The organism is Bradyrhizobium sp. USDA 241, assembly GCF_049739505.1.
Lineage (GTDB): Bacteria > Pseudomonadota > Alphaproteobacteria > Rhizobiales > Xanthobacteraceae > Bradyrhizobium > Bradyrhizobium liaoningense.
In genome coordinates, this window is sequence record NZ_JBMGPZ010000005.1 from 1,596,068 (window position 1) to 1,611,591 (window position 15,524).

12 protein-coding genes and 3 pseudogenes are annotated in these 15,524 nt (G+C 64.1%); 5 read left to right on the forward strand and 10 right to left on the reverse strand.

Features of this window, described 5'->3' with window-relative positions:
- Nucleotides 1-28: 28 nt before the first annotated feature.
- The 5 genes from ABIF91_RS29445 to ABIF91_RS29465 all read right to left on the reverse strand — a co-directional run bounded on the left by ABIF91_RS29445 (nt 29) and on the right by ABIF91_RS29465 (nt 4,623).
- Nucleotides 29-637, reverse strand: a complete 609-nt coding sequence (locus ABIF91_RS29445) for a hypothetical protein (RefSeq protein ID WP_028180666.1) — start codon at nt 635-637, stop codon at nt 29-31.
- On the reverse strand, nt 634-1,482 hold the full coding sequence (locus ABIF91_RS29450) for an ABC transporter permease (protein ID WP_028180667.1): 849 nt from the start codon (nt 1,480-1,482) through the stop codon (nt 634-636). Before ABIF91_RS29450 ends, ABIF91_RS29445 begins: the two co-directional genes overlap by 4 nt.
- On the reverse strand, nt 1,479-2,288 hold the full coding sequence (locus ABIF91_RS29455) for an ABC transporter ATP-binding protein (protein ID WP_028180668.1): 810 nt from the start codon (nt 2,286-2,288) through the stop codon (nt 1,479-1,481). The genes ABIF91_RS29450 and ABIF91_RS29455 overlap by 4 nt, the downstream gene beginning before the upstream one ends.
- Nucleotides 2,285-3,223, reverse strand: coding sequence for a YVTN family beta-propeller repeat protein (locus ABIF91_RS29460; RefSeq protein WP_035670493.1), 939 nt, complete (start codon nt 3,221-3,223; stop codon nt 2,285-2,287). The genes ABIF91_RS29455 and ABIF91_RS29460 overlap by 4 nt, the downstream gene beginning before the upstream one ends.
- 218 nt (nt 3,224-3,441) lie before the next feature.
- Entirely contained in the window at nt 3,442-4,623 is a 1,182-nt protein-coding gene (locus ABIF91_RS29465; RefSeq protein ID WP_028180670.1) for an ABC transporter substrate-binding protein, read from the reverse strand.
- A gap of 60 nt (nt 4,624-4,683) precedes the next feature.
- Between ABIF91_RS29465 and ABIF91_RS29470 the strand changes: the two genes are divergently transcribed.
- The gene (locus tag ABIF91_RS29470; protein ID WP_028180671.1) at nt 4,684-5,256 is read left to right on the forward strand and encodes a DUF3280 domain-containing protein; all 573 of its coding nucleotides are present in this window, start codon (nt 4,684-4,686) and stop codon (nt 5,254-5,256) included.
- A 150-nt stretch (nt 5,257-5,406) separates the two neighbouring features.
- Here ABIF91_RS29470 and fghA read toward each other — a convergent pair whose 3' ends face one another.
- Nucleotides 5,407-6,252 (reverse strand): S-formylglutathione hydrolase, encoded by an 846-nt coding sequence (gene fghA, locus ABIF91_RS29475; RefSeq protein WP_028180672.1) that lies wholly within the window; start codon nt 6,250-6,252, stop codon nt 5,407-5,409.
- Nucleotides 6,253-6,321: 69 nt separating this feature from the next.
- Nucleotides 6,322-6,942 carry a response regulator gene (locus tag ABIF91_RS29480; RefSeq protein WP_028180673.1) on the reverse strand — a complete coding sequence of 207 codons (621 nt, stop codon included), beginning with the start codon at nt 6,940-6,942 and terminating at the stop codon, nt 6,322-6,324.
- Between the two features lie 207 nt (nt 6,943-7,149).
- Here ABIF91_RS29480 and ABIF91_RS29485 point away from each other — a divergent pair, with 207 nt between their 5' ends.
- Both ABIF91_RS29485 and ABIF91_RS29490 read left to right on the forward strand, forming a co-directional pair.
- On the forward strand, nt 7,150-8,508 hold the full coding sequence (locus ABIF91_RS29485) for a histidine kinase (protein ID WP_028180674.1): 1,359 nt from the start codon (nt 7,150-7,152) through the stop codon (nt 8,506-8,508).
- Between the two features lie 38 nt (nt 8,509-8,546).
- Nucleotides 8,547-8,945 carry a calcium-binding protein gene (locus ABIF91_RS29490; protein ID WP_085966161.1) on the forward strand — a complete coding sequence of 133 codons (399 nt, stop codon included), beginning with the start codon at nt 8,547-8,549 and terminating at the stop codon, nt 8,943-8,945.
- Between the two features lie 16 nt (nt 8,946-8,961).
- On the opposite strand, the gene ABIF91_RS29495 is transcribed toward ABIF91_RS29490, so the two are convergent.
- Both ABIF91_RS29495 and ABIF91_RS29500 read right to left on the reverse strand, forming a co-directional pair.
- The gene (locus ABIF91_RS29495; RefSeq protein ID WP_028180676.1) at nt 8,962-9,600 is read right to left on the reverse strand and encodes a response regulator transcription factor; all 639 of its coding nucleotides are present in this window, start codon (nt 9,598-9,600) and stop codon (nt 8,962-8,964) included.
- Between the two features lie 100 nt (nt 9,601-9,700).
- A pseudogene (locus ABIF91_RS29500) lies at nt 9,701-10,846 on the reverse strand (c-type cytochrome); the annotation flags it as partial.
- Between the two features lie 294 nt (nt 10,847-11,140).
- Between ABIF91_RS29500 and ABIF91_RS29505 the strand changes: the two are divergent.
- Nucleotides 11,141-13,589, forward strand: a pseudogene (locus tag ABIF91_RS29505) (TonB-dependent receptor).
- A 243-nt stretch (nt 13,590-13,832) separates the two neighbouring features.
- On the opposite strand, the gene ABIF91_RS29510 reads toward ABIF91_RS29505, so the two are convergent.
- Nucleotides 13,833-14,153, reverse strand: coding sequence for an SDR family NAD(P)-dependent oxidoreductase (locus ABIF91_RS29510; protein WP_283805411.1), 321 nt, complete (start codon nt 14,151-14,153; stop codon nt 13,833-13,835).
- Here ABIF91_RS29510 and ABIF91_RS29515 point away from each other — a divergent pair.
- Nucleotides 14,127-15,190: pseudogene (locus ABIF91_RS29515) on the forward strand (IS630-like element ISRj1 family transposase). The gene ABIF91_RS29510 and the pseudogene ABIF91_RS29515 overlap by 27 nt on opposite strands.
- The last annotated feature ends 334 nt before the right edge of the window (nt 15,191-15,524 follow it).

Sequence of the window (15,524 nt, forward strand, 5' to 3'; positions counted from 1 at the left end):
TTCGCGAAAGCCGTCAGCGAGGCTGCCGCTATTCCATTTCCTGCTGGATCACGCGGCCGAGCGCGAACAGGCGCTGGTCGATCGTGGTTGGAACCTCGCAGACGAAGCGCACCACCTTGGTGCGGTCCTCGAAGATACGGGTCTTCCAGATCAGCTCGTTGCTGAGCGCCTCGACCTTGGCCTCGTCGCGGGGTGTCGCCCCTTGCAGGGTGTGGAGTTGGAGCGTTTCCTCGCGAATCTTGTCGGCGGCCTCGCGCTGCTTCCGGCTGACGCGTTCGAGCCCGTTCATGACCTGCGAGCGCTGAGCATTGAGCGTGTCGAACAGACCGGCAAATAGCAGCTTCGCATTCGCCGTCTTGTCGGAACCGGAGGCGGCCAGAAACTCCTTCACCGATTTCTCGGCCTCGTCCAGCGGCGTCTTGCGCGCCGCCAATTTTGCGACCAGCGCGCTGACCCTGGCGTCGTCCTTCCATTTGTTCTGGACATCGTCGAGCGGCGGGCCGGCCCACACGGCGGCCAGCGAGATCTCCGGCACCTTGGCCTGGGTACAGGGCCAGTCCGGATAGCGCGGATCGGCCGCGCGCGCGGTCGTGCCGGACAGCGCGATCACCAGGGCAGCCAGGAGCCAGACCTTCATCCTTCGCCTCCCACAGGCCCGCGTCGCGCCAGCCCGCGCGAGGGATCATAGGCCAAAATCGCTCCGACCATGAAGACGATTGTGCAGCTTGCCACCACCGCCAGCGAGATCCAGTTGATCTGCCCGTACAGCGCGAAGCGGATCAGCTCGACTGCATGGGTGAACGGATTGGCCTCGCAGAGATAGTACAGATAAGGGCTGCCCTCCTGCACCCGCCAGAGCGGGTAGAGCGCGGAGGAGGCGAAGAACATCGGGAAGATCACGAAGTTCATCACGCCGGCGAAGTTCTCCAGCTGCTTGATGCCCGAGGAGATCAGCATGCCGAGCGAGCCCAGCATCAGCCCGGACAGGATCAGCGCCGGCAGCACGGTGAGATAGCCCGAGGCCGGCGGGGTGATGTCCCAGAGCCAGGCGATCAGCAGGAATGCGTAGACCTGGAGCAGCGACACCGCGGTGCCTGCGAGCAGCTTGCAGAACAACAGGAATCCGCGCGGCAGCGGGCTCACCAGGAGCGTGCGCATGTTGCCCATCTCGCGATCATAGACCATCGAGAGCGAGGATTGCATGCCATTGAAGAGCTGGATCATCGCCATCAGCCCAGGCGCGATATAGACCTCGTAGAGGATGTAGGTCTCGTAGGGCGGGATGATGGAGATGCCGAGCACCTGGCGGAAGCCGGCGGCAAAGATGAACAGCCACACCAGCGGGCGCACCAGCGCCGAGACGAAGCGTTCGCGCTGGTGCAGGAAGCGCAGCCCCTCGCGCCAGACGATGCCGGTGAGGCAGGTCAGGTACTCCTGGACCGAGAAGCCGCGCGGGGTGTCACGCGTGGTGATGCTGCTCATGCGCCGCCTCCCGGCATCACTTGCGCGCCGGTCAGGCGCATGAAGGCGGTGTTGACGTCCTGCGCGCCGGCCTCCGCGATGACGCGGCTCATCGGCCCCTTCGCCAGCACCTTGCCCTGGTGCAGCACCACGAGATCGTCACCGGGATTGATCTCGTCGAACAGGTGCGTGGCCCAGAGCACCCCGATGCCCTGCTCGGTCACGAGCTGGCGAACATGGCTGATGATGTCGGCGCGCGCCTTGACGTCCAGGCCGACCGTAGGCTCGTCCAGCAACAGCAGCCGCGGCCGGTGCAGCAGCGCCCGCGCAATCTCCAGCCGCCGCATCTGGCCGCCCGAGAGATCGCGGACCTTGCTGCCGGCGCGCTCTTCGAGCCCGATGCGGCCGAGCAGTTCGGCGCTGCGCGCGGCGGCCTCGCGGCGGCTGATGCCGTGCAGCGCGGCGTGATAGAGCAGGTTCTGCGTCAGCGACAAATCGAGATCGAGCGTACGCGGCTGGAACACGACGCCGAGCAACCGCAGCGCCTCGCCGGGGCTCTTGCTGATGTCATGACCGAAGATGGCGACACGGCCGGACTGGATGCCGAACAGGCGCGTGACGAGCGAGAACAGCGTGCTCTTGCCGGCACCGTTCAGCCCAAGCAGCGCAGTGAAGCTCGCGGGCTGGACATTGAAGGAGACGTCCATCAGCGCGCGGCGCGGCCCATAGGCGTGGCTGACGCCGTCGATCGCCAGCGCCGGCACGGCGGCGGGATCAGGCCCTGGCGCGGCGTCGTGTGGTTCGGCGATCGGGGCAGGGCTGGTCATGGCGCGATCGTGACGCCCCAGGGCAGTTCGCCCACCTGAATGGTCTTGATCACTTTTTGCGCGGCGACGTCGATGACCGAGACGTCGTTCGACACGCCATTGGTGGTGAGCAGGTACTTTTCATCCGGCGTGAACGCCACGTGCCAGACGCGCTGCCCGACCAGCAGGTATTTCGTCACCTTGCGCGAAGCGACGTCGACCACGGCGATGCGATTGGCGGGGCCGAGCGCGATGAAGGCGGTCTTGTCGTCCTTGGTCATGCCGATGCCGACGGGCTGGATCGCCTCTTTCCGCAGGCCCGGGATCTCGAAGGTGACCTTGCCGATCACCTCGTGCTTTTTGGGATCGATGATCGACACGGTCCCGCCGATCTCCGAGGATACCCAGACTTCCGAACTGTCATGCTTGAACTCGGCGAAGCGCGGGCGGGCGTCGACCAGCACGTTGGCGACGATCTGCCGCGAGGCGGTGTCGATGAAGTGCGCCATGTTGGTCGTCTCGGACGTGTTGATCAGCGTCTTGCCGTCGGGGCTGATGGTCATGCCCTCGGGCTCGACGCCGACCTGGATGTCGCCGATGCGTGCGCGCTTCTCGAGATCGATCACGGTCACCGTGTTGTCGTTCTCGTTGGCGACATAAAGGATCTTGCCGGCGGCATCCTGCGCGAACAGCTCGGGATCGGGCCCGGAGGGCAAGCTGTCCACCACGCTTTGCGTCTTGGCGTCGATGACCTGGATGGTGTCGTCGTCGCCGACCGCGACCAGCACGAACTTGCCGTCGCGCGTGAAATCGATGCCGCGCGGGCGCTGGCCGACTTTGATGGTCTTGGTCACCGTCCAGCTGTCGGTGTCGATCACCGAGACCGTGTTGCTCTTCTCGTTCGAGACGTAGGCGATGAACGCGTGTGCGGGCGCTGCGGCGGTCGCCAGAACCATCAGCAACGCTGCTCTTAACAGGTGCGATCTCCGTCCGCGGGCGGTCCTCACCTCCCCCGCTTGCGGGGGAGGTCGTATCGCATCGAAAGATGCGATACGGGAGAGGGCTCTCTCGTCCTGGGGGCTATCGCTTGTGGAGACACCCTCTCCCCAACCCTCTCCCGCACGCGGGAGAGGGAGCGCACCATCTCTGCGGAGGCTCCGTCGCATCACTTCGCTCACTTCAGCTTGCATTTGCTCTCCGGACGATCGTAGCCGAGCGTGTCGAGCTCGGAGACCTGGTGCAGGAATCCCTCCTGCGGCGACACCGACACCACCATGCGGCCGTCGACCAGCAGGATCGGTTGGCGCAGCTGCAAGTTCCAGTCGCGCAAGGTGAGCCGTGTGCCCTTGAACGCGGCGACCGAGAAATCCGGGGCCTTGATGAAATCGGTCACCTTCTTGACGTCGCCGGAATTGGTGCGCGAGGTGGCTTCGCCGATCATGCGCACCGCGGTCCAGGCCTGCATGTCGAGCGCGGTCATGCGCCGCGAATTCAGCTTGAAGAAGCGGTTCTGCATCTGGATCGCGCCCCATTGGTCCTGCGCGGCGTCCCAGCTGCGCGGCACCAGCCCGGCCGAGCCCGCGACGGGCCGCGGATCCCAGGTGCGATAGGGCAAATAGGCGCCGAACACCTCGCTCTCGTCGGCGGCGACCAGCACGTCATAGGCCGGCGCCTGCTGAGTGAAGACAGGCATCTGACGCTGTATCAGCGTCACGCCGCTATCGGTACGGCGTGCGCCGCCTTTGTCTTCGAAGGTGCGCTCCTGCACGATCTTGGCGCCGAACCGCGTGGCGGTGCGCCGGAGCGCATCGGCGAACAGCTTGTCCTCGTCATGGGAGCCGACCACGAGCAGCCAGCGCTTCCACTGCTTCCACACCAGGTATTGCCCGAGCGCGTCGGCGAGCATTGCCCGGGTCGGGGCGGTATGGATGACGTTGGCGCGGCAATCGGCCTCGCGCAGCCGTTCGTCGATGGCGCCGACGTTGAACAGCAGCGTGCCGCGGTCGCGTAGGGCGTCCGAGACCTTTAGCAACGCATCGGCCGGCAGGTCGGCGACGATGAAGCCGTTCTTCTCGGCGAGCGCGGACGCCGCCTGCACAACGTCCTCGCCTTCCTTGATGCGGCGCTCCTCCAGCGTAAAGCGCTGGTTGAGGAATTTCCCGGTGGTGTTGTTGTCTTCGATGGCGAGGCGCGCGCCGGCAACGCCGTCATTCTCGGCCGGCTGCTCGACCAGGGACAGCGTCGATCTGGTGCCGGCGATGCCGAGATAGCCGACGCCGATCGTGATGGGGTCGGCCGCGAGCGCGCTCGTTGCGGCAAGACTCCAGCCGATCAGGCCGACCAACCATCGGATCATGTTTCCTCCAGGTGTTCTCCCCGGCTTGACCGCCGGTGGAGAATTGTTTCTGCTTCAAGCATGACCGATTTGGCCCGCCTTGCAACCCCGCATTTCGTCCTCGCGCGCGCGAGACCGGGAATCACGATTATGCGAGCACTGATTTGTTTCTCGGCTTTGCTGTTGACGGGCTCGGTCGCGCTCGCAGATCCGCCGAAACTCGCGGTGTTCGATTTCGAGCTGATCGACACCAGCCTGCCCGGCGAGTTCTACGGCTCGAAGCCCGAGCAGGCGCGGCTCGAGCGCATCAGCGAGCAGCTGCGCAAGGAACTGGCCGATTCAGGCAAGTTCCAGATGCTCGACATCGCGCCGGTTCGGGATGCCGCCCGTCACGCGAATCTGCAGGCCTGCGGCGGGTGCGACCTCAAGCTCGCCGGCCAGCTCGGCGCCGACCTGGAGATCACTGGCCTGGTGCAGAAGGTCTCGAACCTGATCATCAATCTCAACATCTATTTGCGCGACGTGAAGACCGGCAACATGATCACCGTCGCCAGCGCCGACATGCGCGGCAACACCGACGAATCCTGGTCGCGCACGATGAGCTATCTGGTCCGCAACCGCCTGCTGGCGCCGAATTACGGGAGGCCGGAGTAGGGTCTTCTCCCCGCGAGCGCCGCTGCACCCACTTCCCTTGCGGGAGGGTGGCTCGCCGCGCAGCGGCGAGGCGAGTGGGCGGCCTCTATGGGCGCGCTACCTTCTCCCATAAGAAGGGAGGAGGCTGCGTGCCCGTGTGGCGCGCAGAGATCACGCCGTCAATCTTGCCGCATGCCAGTGCAGATGATCGCCCATGAAGGTCGAGATGAAGTAATAGCTGTGGTCGTAGCCCACCTGCCGGCGCAGCGTCAGCGGGATGTTGGTCTTGGTGCAGGCCTCCTGCAGCAGCTCCGGCTTGAGCTGCTCCTTCAAGAAATTGTCGGCATCGCCATAGTCGACCAGGAAGCCCGAAAATTTCGCACCGTCCTCGATCAGCGCCACCGTATCGTGGTTGCGCCAGGTATCCCTGTTCGGCCCGAGATAGCCGGTCAGGGCCTTGATGCCCCAGGGCACCTGCGAAGGCGCCACGATCGGCGCGAAAGCGCTTGCCGCGCGAAACCGGTGCGGGTTGCGCAGCGCAACCGTCAGCGCACCATGGCCGCCCATCGAGTGACCCATCACCGATTGCCGCTTGACGTCGACCGGAAAGTTTTCCGCGATCAGCTTGGGCAACTCGTCGGTGACATAGCTCCACATCCGATAGTTGCGCGCGAACGGCTCTTGCGTCGCATCGACATAGAAGCCGGCCCCTAAGCCGAAATCATAGGCGTTGTTGGCATCACCCGGCACGTCCGGCCCGCGCGGTGAGGTGTCCGGCGCGACGAAGATCAGGCCGAGCTCGGCGCAGGCTCTACGGAATTCGCCCTTCTCCGTGACATTTGCATGCGTGCAGGTGAGCCCGGAGAGGTACCAGACCACGGGTAGTCTGGCGTCGCTCGCGTGCGGCGGAACGTAGACCGAGAACACCATGTCGGTTCCGGTCGCCAGGCTTGCATGACGGTAGACGCCTTGCACACCGCCATAGGATTTATTCGTCGAGACGGTCTGGATCGTCATGCCTGAAACTCCGTGGCATCTCACCACATCAACATTGCAGCGCTTGTGTGACCGAAATCTGTGGCGCCGTCAGGCGACGCCGCTGTCGATCGCCAGCCGCACCAGCTCGACGGAGGTTTTCACCCCGAGCTTCTGGCGCATGATGGACGAGGTATTGGCAACCGTCTTGTAGGACGATTGCACCAGCCAGGCGATCTCGGACAGGCTCTTGCCGGCGCTGAGCAGCCGCAGGATCTCCATCTCGCGCGCATTCAGCTTCGACAGCGGGCTTTGCGCCAGCGTCGGCCCCGCAAAGGCGATGCTGCGCGCGATCGCGGTCGGAAGGTACGTGCCGCCGCCGCCGACGGCGCGGATTGCCTCGACCAGATCGTCGGGATCGCCGGTCTTGGAGACATAGCCCTTGGCGCCGCACTCGATCGCCCGCGCGGCGAACGCGGGATCGTCGTTCATGCTGAACATGATGATGCGGGCCTCGGGCGCGCGCTCGAGGATACGGCGCGCGAGCTCGAATCCGGAGACGGTCGGCAGGTTGATGTCGATGATGCAGAGCTCGGGGCGTTCGACGATGAAGACGCACTCGCCGTCTTCGGCGTCGGCGGCCTCCAAAATCTCGATCTCACCCTCGTCGGCCAGCACGGCACGGCAGCCGGAGGCGACAATGGGATGATCGTCGACGATCAGAATGCGCATAGGCGTTCCCCGCGACAGCGCGTTTCCCGTGTTGGAATGTGCCTGTTTTGCGCCGCACGCTGCCGGCATGAGGAGCTGCGCGTCTCATGTGGCCTCATGCAACCCGGCTGGGATTGCTGTACGCTTCCGATTAGATATCCGGCGCTTCGCCTCTGTCAACGTTATCGGACAGGCGCGGGCATCCTTCGCGAGGCACAGGCGATACCAATGTGGCAAAATTTATCCTTGCGCGGGCGCATCAACCTCTTGCTGGCGCTGCTGCTGGCGCTCGGGCTCGCCGTCAATATCGGCCGGCAGGTCGCAGAGGCCGGGCCGCGCGTGCAGGCCGAGGACCAGAGCGTGATCCGCCTTGCCCGAGAGTTCATCGAGATGATCGTGGCGGATCTCAACGAGGCCCCCGACCCGGATGCCAGGCTCAACCAGATCGCGCGCGATCTCAGCCGCCTGCGCCACGTCAGCATCACGCTTCGGGACGCCGGCGGCCATCCGCTGACGCCCGCCCGGCTTGACGCCGACGCCGACACGCGCGCGCCGCCGGCCTGGTTCGTCGCCCTGGTTCATCCCGAGCAGACCGCCGTCAGCGTGCCGGTCTCGATCCGTGGCAAGCCCGCCTCGCTCGTGATCACCTCGCATCCCGACGACGAGATCGCCGAGATCTGGGACGGGATCGTGACCCAGCTCGAGGTCGGCTCGGTGATCGCGGTCGCGCTGTTCTTCCTGATGATGAACGTGGTCGGCCGGGCGCTGGCACCGCTCCAGTCTCTGGCGGAGGCAATGGGGAAGCTCGAGGGCGGACATTACGATGCCCGTGTCGCGCCGGGCGGCGCGCCGGAGCTCGCCGCGATCTGCACCAAGCTCAACCACCTTGCTGCGACGCTTGGTGAGGCGGTCGAGGACAAGCGGCGTCTTGCCGAGCGCGCGGTGTCGCTTCAGGATATGGAGCGCAAGGAGATTGCCCGCGAGCTCCATGACGAATTCGGGCCCTACCTGTTCTCGCTGCGCGCGCATGCGAGCGCGCTGGCGAAGCTGGCGGACGGACGCGACCCGAGTGCGGATGCCGTGCGAAAACATGGCAGCGCCATGCTGGAGCAGATCAATGCACTGCAGCAATTCAACCGCCGCGTGCTGGAGCGCCTTCGGCCCGTGGGCCTTGCCGAGCTCGGCTTGCGCAAGGCGCTCGAATCCCTGTCGCGGCTATGGCGGCAGTCGCATCCTGACGTCGCGATCGAGACCGTGATCTCGCCGGCGCTCGGGCCGACCGGCGAGACGGCCGATCTCACCATCTATCGTATCGTGCAGGAGGCGCTCACCAACGTATTCCGCCACGCCGGTGCGACCGCGGTCAATGTCGTCATCGAGCCGGTGGAGCAGATGACTCACGACGGCCGCGGCTGCGCCCGGGTGCGGGTCAGCGACAACGGCCGCGGTATGGAGCCGGGGCAGAAGCTCGGCTTCGGCCTCGTCGGCATGCGCGAGCGGATCCTGGCGCTGGGCGGCACGCTCAACGTCGTCTCCGGCGATGCCGGCCTGACCGTGGAGGCCTTGGTTCCAACTGCCTCGTCCTGATCTGAATGTGACGTCTACGACCTCGGGGAGAGCTCGAAATGCCGAAATTTGGCCGATGGATGGTCTCAATTCTGGCTGTCGGGATGGTGTCGGGATCTGCGCTGGCGGCTTCCCGCGGTGATCCGGTCAAGAAGTTCGATACCGACAGCGACGGGACGCTGGACCATATCGAGGTCAGGAAGGCGGCGACGGCGCTTTTCGCCAGGCTCGACCCGGATCACGACGGCACGCTAGACGTGCGGGAGTTGCGGGGCAGATTATCCGCCAAAGAGATAGCGGCAGCAGATCCCGACCACGATGGAACGCTCTCGGTGAATGAATATCTCGCCGTCGTCTCGCAGCGCTTCGACGCAGCCGATCCGGATCACGACGGAACGCTGGATGGGAGAGAATTGAAGACGTCTGCGGGGCGCGCGCTGCTTCGGCTGCTGCAATAGACCAGGTGGTCGCGCGTCAGTTCGACCTGTCTGCGCCGCCGGCAAGATCGCGCGCCCGGCGGAGCAGGTCGCTCGTGCGTCGGATACCGAGCTTGGTCCTCGCCTGCTTGATCAGCCGGGCGACGGCCCGGGGCGTGATGACCAGCTCTTCGGCGATAGCAGAATAGGAATTTCCCTGGCCAAGCAGGCTGAGCGCCTCTCGTTCTCTGCGCGTCAGTGTGGCGACCTTGCCGGAGTCGACGTGATCGGGCAGGGGCACGCCGCGCAAATTGATCCGCTCGTCGACATAGCGATGGCCGAGCCTGACCTGACGCACCGCCTTTGGCAGTTCGTCCGGCGGAGAGTCCTTCAGCAGATATCCGATGGCTCCCGCCTTGATCGCGGACGCCACGATATTTGCGTCCGCATGCATGCTGAAAACCAGGATGCGGGCGAGCGGCGCATCCGAGGAGATGCGGTGCAGCAAGTCGACGCCGCCGAGTGCTTCCCCGGGAAAGGTCAAATCGAGGATGACGACTCCGGGCCGGTGCTCCAGAAATGCTTCATAGCCGCTCGGCACATCGCGCGCAGCGACTACGTCCTCGACGTCCCCCAGCACGATGCGACAGGCTTCGGCAATGATGGGATGGTCGTCGACGACGAGTATGGGGCTCAAGGGATATCTCTGAAAGGCATGATGTTTCAAAGGATTGAGGCGTGTGGCGAGCGTCGGGTGAGCCGGCTGCGGCAATGCCTGCCGCAGCCGTATCGCCGCGTCACTTCTTCGGCCGTATTGCGTCGGCCGTGCCCTGGATGAAAGCTTGAATCTTCACGACATCGGCTTCCGTCAGCTTGCCCGTGAAGTCCGGCATGCCCTTGTCGCGGAACGGTCCCTTGAACACGATGTTCTTGAGGTTGGCGATTTCCTCCGCCGGCACGTAGCCGAGGTTGCGGACGTTGCCGCCCTTGTCGACGCCGGGTACGCCATGGCAGGTGGCGCAGGCGGCGACATAGAGCGCCGTTCCTTCGGGCACGTCCTTCGGATCGTACTTCACGCCCTGGAGCAGGCCTTCGGTCTGGTACTTCACGAACTCCGGCAGCGGGGCCTTGCCGTTGAGCGCGAACGTGTAGACCGTCCCGGGACTTTGCCGCTCGGTCGCCCGTTGCGCCATGCCATAGACTCCGCCCCAGCCGACGGCAATCGAGACATACTGCACGCCATCGAGCATGTAGGTCGAAGCCGCGGCGACGACGCCGGTGCCGGTCGGTGTTTCCCACAGCGTCTTGCCCGTCGTGGCGTCATAGGCGACGAAGCGTCCATCCGCGGTGCCCTGGAACACCAGGTTTCCGGCCGTGGTCAGCGTGCCGCCGTTCCATGGCGAGGGGTATTCGACGCGCCAGGCTTCCTTCTGCTTGACCGGATCCCATGCGACGAGGCGTCCGAACGGAAGACTCTTGGGCGGCTCTCCGTTGAGCACGAAGCCGACATTCCAGCCGGTGGCGCCGCCGAATTTGCCCGGCGTTGCGGCATTCTGCTTGAACTTCTTTTCCGGAATGAGGTTCAGCGGCACGTTCTGCGCCGGCAGATAGACCAGCCCGGTTTGCGGGTTGAACGACATCGGGTGCCAGTTGTGGGCGCCGTAGGGTCCCGGGATCGAGTCATAGGCCGCGTCGCCGCGCGCGGCCGGCACCTCGACCGGGCGGCCGTTGGCGTCGTAGCCGGTGGCCCAGTTCACATCGACGAAATTCTTCGCCGAGATGAACTTGCCGTTGGTGCGGTCGATCACGAAGAAGAAGCCGTTCTTGGGCGCGTGCAGGATGACCTTGCGCGGCGCGCCATCGATGCTGATGTCGGCGAGTATCATCGGCTGGGTCGAGGTGTAGTCCCAGTGATCGCCGGGCGTCTCCTGATAGTGCCAGGCTACGGATGAATGACTCGCGATCAGATCGCGATGTCGAGCCAAGGATTGCACGAAGGTCTTTCGCGAGGTTCGGCAAAAAGTCTCGCGGCGGCCGGGAATAGTTCCCGGTCGCGCCCGATGAGGCTCGCCTACGCCGTTGGACGGGTCGGGAATAATTCCCGATTTGGTCGGGAATTCGTGCGCCGGACCGGGCGGACCTTTTACGGCTGGTGCTCTTCGGCTGTTGGCCTGTATCGTTCGCGTAACCGGCGGGGAACCGAGAGAGCCGGACGATACGGGTGGAGGCGGGCAAGAATGGGCGTTCGTGGTCTGGTCATCATTTCAGTTTCCACGGGAATGGTTGTTGCGACCAGCGCGATGGCTGCGCAGGACGAGGAGACCAACATCCAGAACCTGCCGCCGGTCGAGGTGGCGGCGCCGCCGCCTGCGGCGGCGAGGCGCGTCGCACCGGCGCGACCGGTCGCGCGCATAGGGGCGCCGGGGTCAGCCAGCCCCAGGACACGCCTTTACGTCTACCCCACCGCGCCGGGCACGGGCAGGGGTCTCGACGTCGACAAAGTCCCGTCGGCGATCAATGCTGTTGATGCCAGCCAGATCAAGCGGACGGGTTCGCTGAACGTCACAGATGCGCTGCGCGACTACGTGCCGGGCGTCAACATCAGCGAAGTCACCGGCAATCCGTTCACGCCCGATGTCGAGTTCCGCGGCTTCGTAGCCTCCCCCGTGACCGGCACCCCGCAGGGCCTTGCCGTCTACCAGAACGGCGTCCGCATCAACGAGGCGTTCTCGGACGCCGTCAATTGGGATCTGATCCCCACTGCTGCGATCAGGTCGGTGACGCTGGTGACCAACAACCCCGCCTTCGGTCTCAACGCGCTGGGCGGCGCGATCAACCTGCAAATGAATGACGGCTTCACCTATCAGGGCGCCGAGATCGACATGATGGGTGGCTCGTTCGGGCCGCATCCAGGGCTCGGCCCAATGGGGCAAGCAGGTCGACAAGAACTACGCCGTCTATGCCGCGCTCGAAGGCTTGCACGACAACGGCTTTCGTAATTTCTCTCAATCGGACGTACGGCGCTTCTACGGCGACGTCGGTTACAAGGCCGGCGACAGCGAATTCCACGCCAACATGGGGGTCGCCAAGAACAATTTCGGCGCCAGCGCCACCGTCCCGGCCGAGTTGCTGGATAAATATTGGGGCGCGACCTACACCACACCGCAGACCACCGCAAACCGCGTCGGCTATCTCAACCTGACCGGAAAGGTCGACGCGACGCCGACCTGGACGCTCGAGGGCACTGCCCATGTGCGCAGGTTCGAGCAGAACATCGTCGACGGCAATCCAACCGACGTGGAGGAGTGCGCTGCAGATGCGGCGCTGCTCTGCTTCGGCGACGACACCACACCTGCCAACGGCGCGGGCGGCGTGCAACTCGCCAACCCCTTCGCACCGGGAACAATTTTGGGCGCGATCGACCGGAGCTCGACCCGTTCGACTACGTTCGGCGTGTCGGGGCAGGCCACCAACACCGATCAACTGTTCGGCCACGACAACCGCTTCGTGATGGGCGCAACCTATGACGCCAGTACCACGCGCTACAACGCCAGCTCCGAGATCGGCTCGATGGGAGAGAACTACGTCGTCAGCGGTAGCGGTGTCTTCCTGGGGGCGACTCCCACGGCAGATCCCGTTGCCGGCCCCGTCTCGTTGCGGACCGTCAATCAATACAACGGCCTCTACGCGATGGATACGTTCAACGTCACGGACGCCTTCGCGATCACGGGCGGCGGCCGCTTCAACGCGGCGCGGATCACGCTCGAAGACCAGCTCGGGACCGCGCTGAACGGCGATCACACCTATACCCGATTCAATCCGATGATCGGCGGCACCTACAAGATCACGCCGGGTTTGACCGCCTATGCCGGCTATTCCGAGGCCAACCGCGTGCCGACGCCGCTCGAGCTCGGCTGCGCGGATCCCGCCCGGCCCTGCCTCATCGCGGCCTTCCTGGTTGCAGATCCGCCGTTGAAGCAGGTCGTCTCCAAGACCGTGGAGGCCGGCTTCCGCGGCACCAGGGAGCTGAATATCGGCACTCTCGGATGGAAAATCGGCGGCTTTCGCGCCACCAACCATGACGACATCGTAGCGGTGCCCGCCGTCGGGCGGACGGGCTTTGGCTATTTCACCAATGTCGGCCGGACACGGCGGCAAGGGTTGGAAGCGGAGGTCAACATCAAGTCGCCCACGCTTCAATTCCAGGCGAGCTACGCCTTCGTCGATGCGCGCTTCCTTGATCCGCTCGAACTCGGCTCGGAAAGCCCGTTCGCCGATGACGCCCCCGAGACCATCCAGGTCAGACCCGGCAACCAGATCCCCGCGATCCCGCGCCACCGCGTCAAGGTCGGCGTCGACTACGCCGTGACCGATGTCTGGAAGGTCGGCGGCAACGCGCTATACGTCTCCAGCCAATACATCGTTGGCGACGAGTCGAACCAGTTCGCGAAGCTGCCGTCCTATACGGTGTTCAATCTCCACACGTCTTACCAGGTGACGAAGAACATCCAGCTCTACGGCCGCGTCGACAACGTGTTCGACAAGCGCTACGCCACTTACGGCCAGTTCTTCGACCGCGAGGCCCTGCCCAACTTTACCAATGGCGGCGCGGAGTTCGTCGACCCGCGCTCGCTGAGCCCGGCGAGGCCGCGCGCGTTCTATGCGGGCATGCGCGTGACGTTCTAAAGCGTGATCCGGAAAAGTGCGCAGCGGTTTTCCGAAAAGATCACGCCTAAACAACAACTTAAAGCGCGATGACGATTAGTCCTAATCGCATCGCGCTTTAGGCGCATACGAAGCGCGGCGGATTCAATATCGCCGCAGGACTCAAAGCGCGGTGCGACTGGATGATTCGTTGTCGCGCTTTGGGTTATTCTTCGAGCATGACCTTTTCGGAAGGCAGCTCACCTTTCCCGATCATGATCTAAACTAGGCCAATCCCAGGCCACCATCGACTGCGAGAACTTGGCCCGTCATCCATTGCGAGGCGGGACCTGCAAGCTGCACGATCCATCGCGCAATGTCGTCGGGAACGCCGCGACGACCGAGCGGAATTCGCGCGCGCTCTTCGTCCTTGACGGCTTCTGCAGCTTCCGCGGACAGCCCCATCATTCCGGTCAAGGCGCCGGATTCGGTCGGACCGGCCGCGATCGCATTCACCCTTATTCCAAGTGGCGCTAGTACCCACTTTTCTTGGAACGTGAGTCGTGATTCAAGGTCGGGATGATACCCGAAGCAAGAGAAGTCCACCTTTCGAGGAAAGATCGCAAGGTGCTTGAGGCGTGCTGTCGCTCACCGGTGACGTTGCAGCGCGATTTGAAGCGGGCGCGGATAGTTCTGTTGGCGGCGGATGGGCGCAGCACCCGGTCGATCGCCAAGGAAGTTGGGGTCCAGCCCGGATTGTCAGCCTTTGGCGGCATCGCTATGCCGACCATGGCCTTGAAGGGCTGCAAGACAAGCCGCGGCCTGGCAAGCAGCCGATCTATACGAAGACGACCGACAAGCGGATTCTGAAGCTGCTGGATAAGCCGCCACCGCAAGGGTTTGCGCGCTGGACCGGCCCCCTGCTGGCCGAGGCGCTGGGCGATGTCGATGTCCAATATGTCTGGCGGTTCCTGCGCAGCCACAAGATTGACCTGGTGGCTCGCAAGTCCTGGTGCGAGAGCAACGACCCGAACTTTACGGCCAAAGCCGCCGATGTTGTCGGTCTCTATGTCGCGCCGCCGGCGAAGGCCATTGTGCTGTGCGTGGACGAGAAGCCCTCGATCCAGGCTTTGGAGCGAGCGCAGGGTTATCTGAAGTTGCCCAATGGCCGCGCCTTGACCGGCCAAAGCCACGATTACAAGCGGCATGGCACCACAACATTGTTTGCGGCGCTCGAAGTCGCCACCGGAAAGATCATCGCGACCCATTCAAAACGCCGGCGCCGCGTCGAGTTTCTCGATTTCATGAACAGCGTCACCGCGGCTTTTCCGAACCGCAAGCTTCACGTCATCCTCGACAACCTCAACACCCATAAAAAGAACGAGGACTGGCTCAAGGCCCACCCCAACGTGCAATTTCATTTCACGCCGACAAGTGCGTCATGGCTCAATCAGGTCGGAGTATGGTTTTCCATCTTGCAGGGGCAGTCGCTCAGCGGCACCTCCTTCACGAGCCTCAAGCAGCTTCAGGAACACATCGATGCCTACGTCAACGCATACAACGACAGAGCCGAGCCCTTCGTCTGGACCAAGAAAAAGGTCCGTCAACGCCGTTTCAAAGGCCGCCGTATCACTCAGCTCTGATTCCGGGTACTAGCCCGTCTTATTCGCGAGAGGGCGCCTGAGAGGCTGGCGAGCGTGGTGTAAAGCGCTGATGCGGCGTAGGATTCGGTTGCGAAGCCACCCCATCACCTTCAACCGCGAACGCCACGCCCGCCATGACCGATGATACGATTTCAGACCACTATCGAGAAGCAAGAATTCAACACAAATAAAACCTCTGCCTCGCGCTCGATCTCTTCATGCTTGATAGTCTCGTTTCGGAGGCTGAGCACCTACCGCGTCTAATAGGCCGCTCGCGCCGGTTTCTTTGGACGCGGCACGACCGCGACTCCACGTTTCGGCACAGAAATGATCG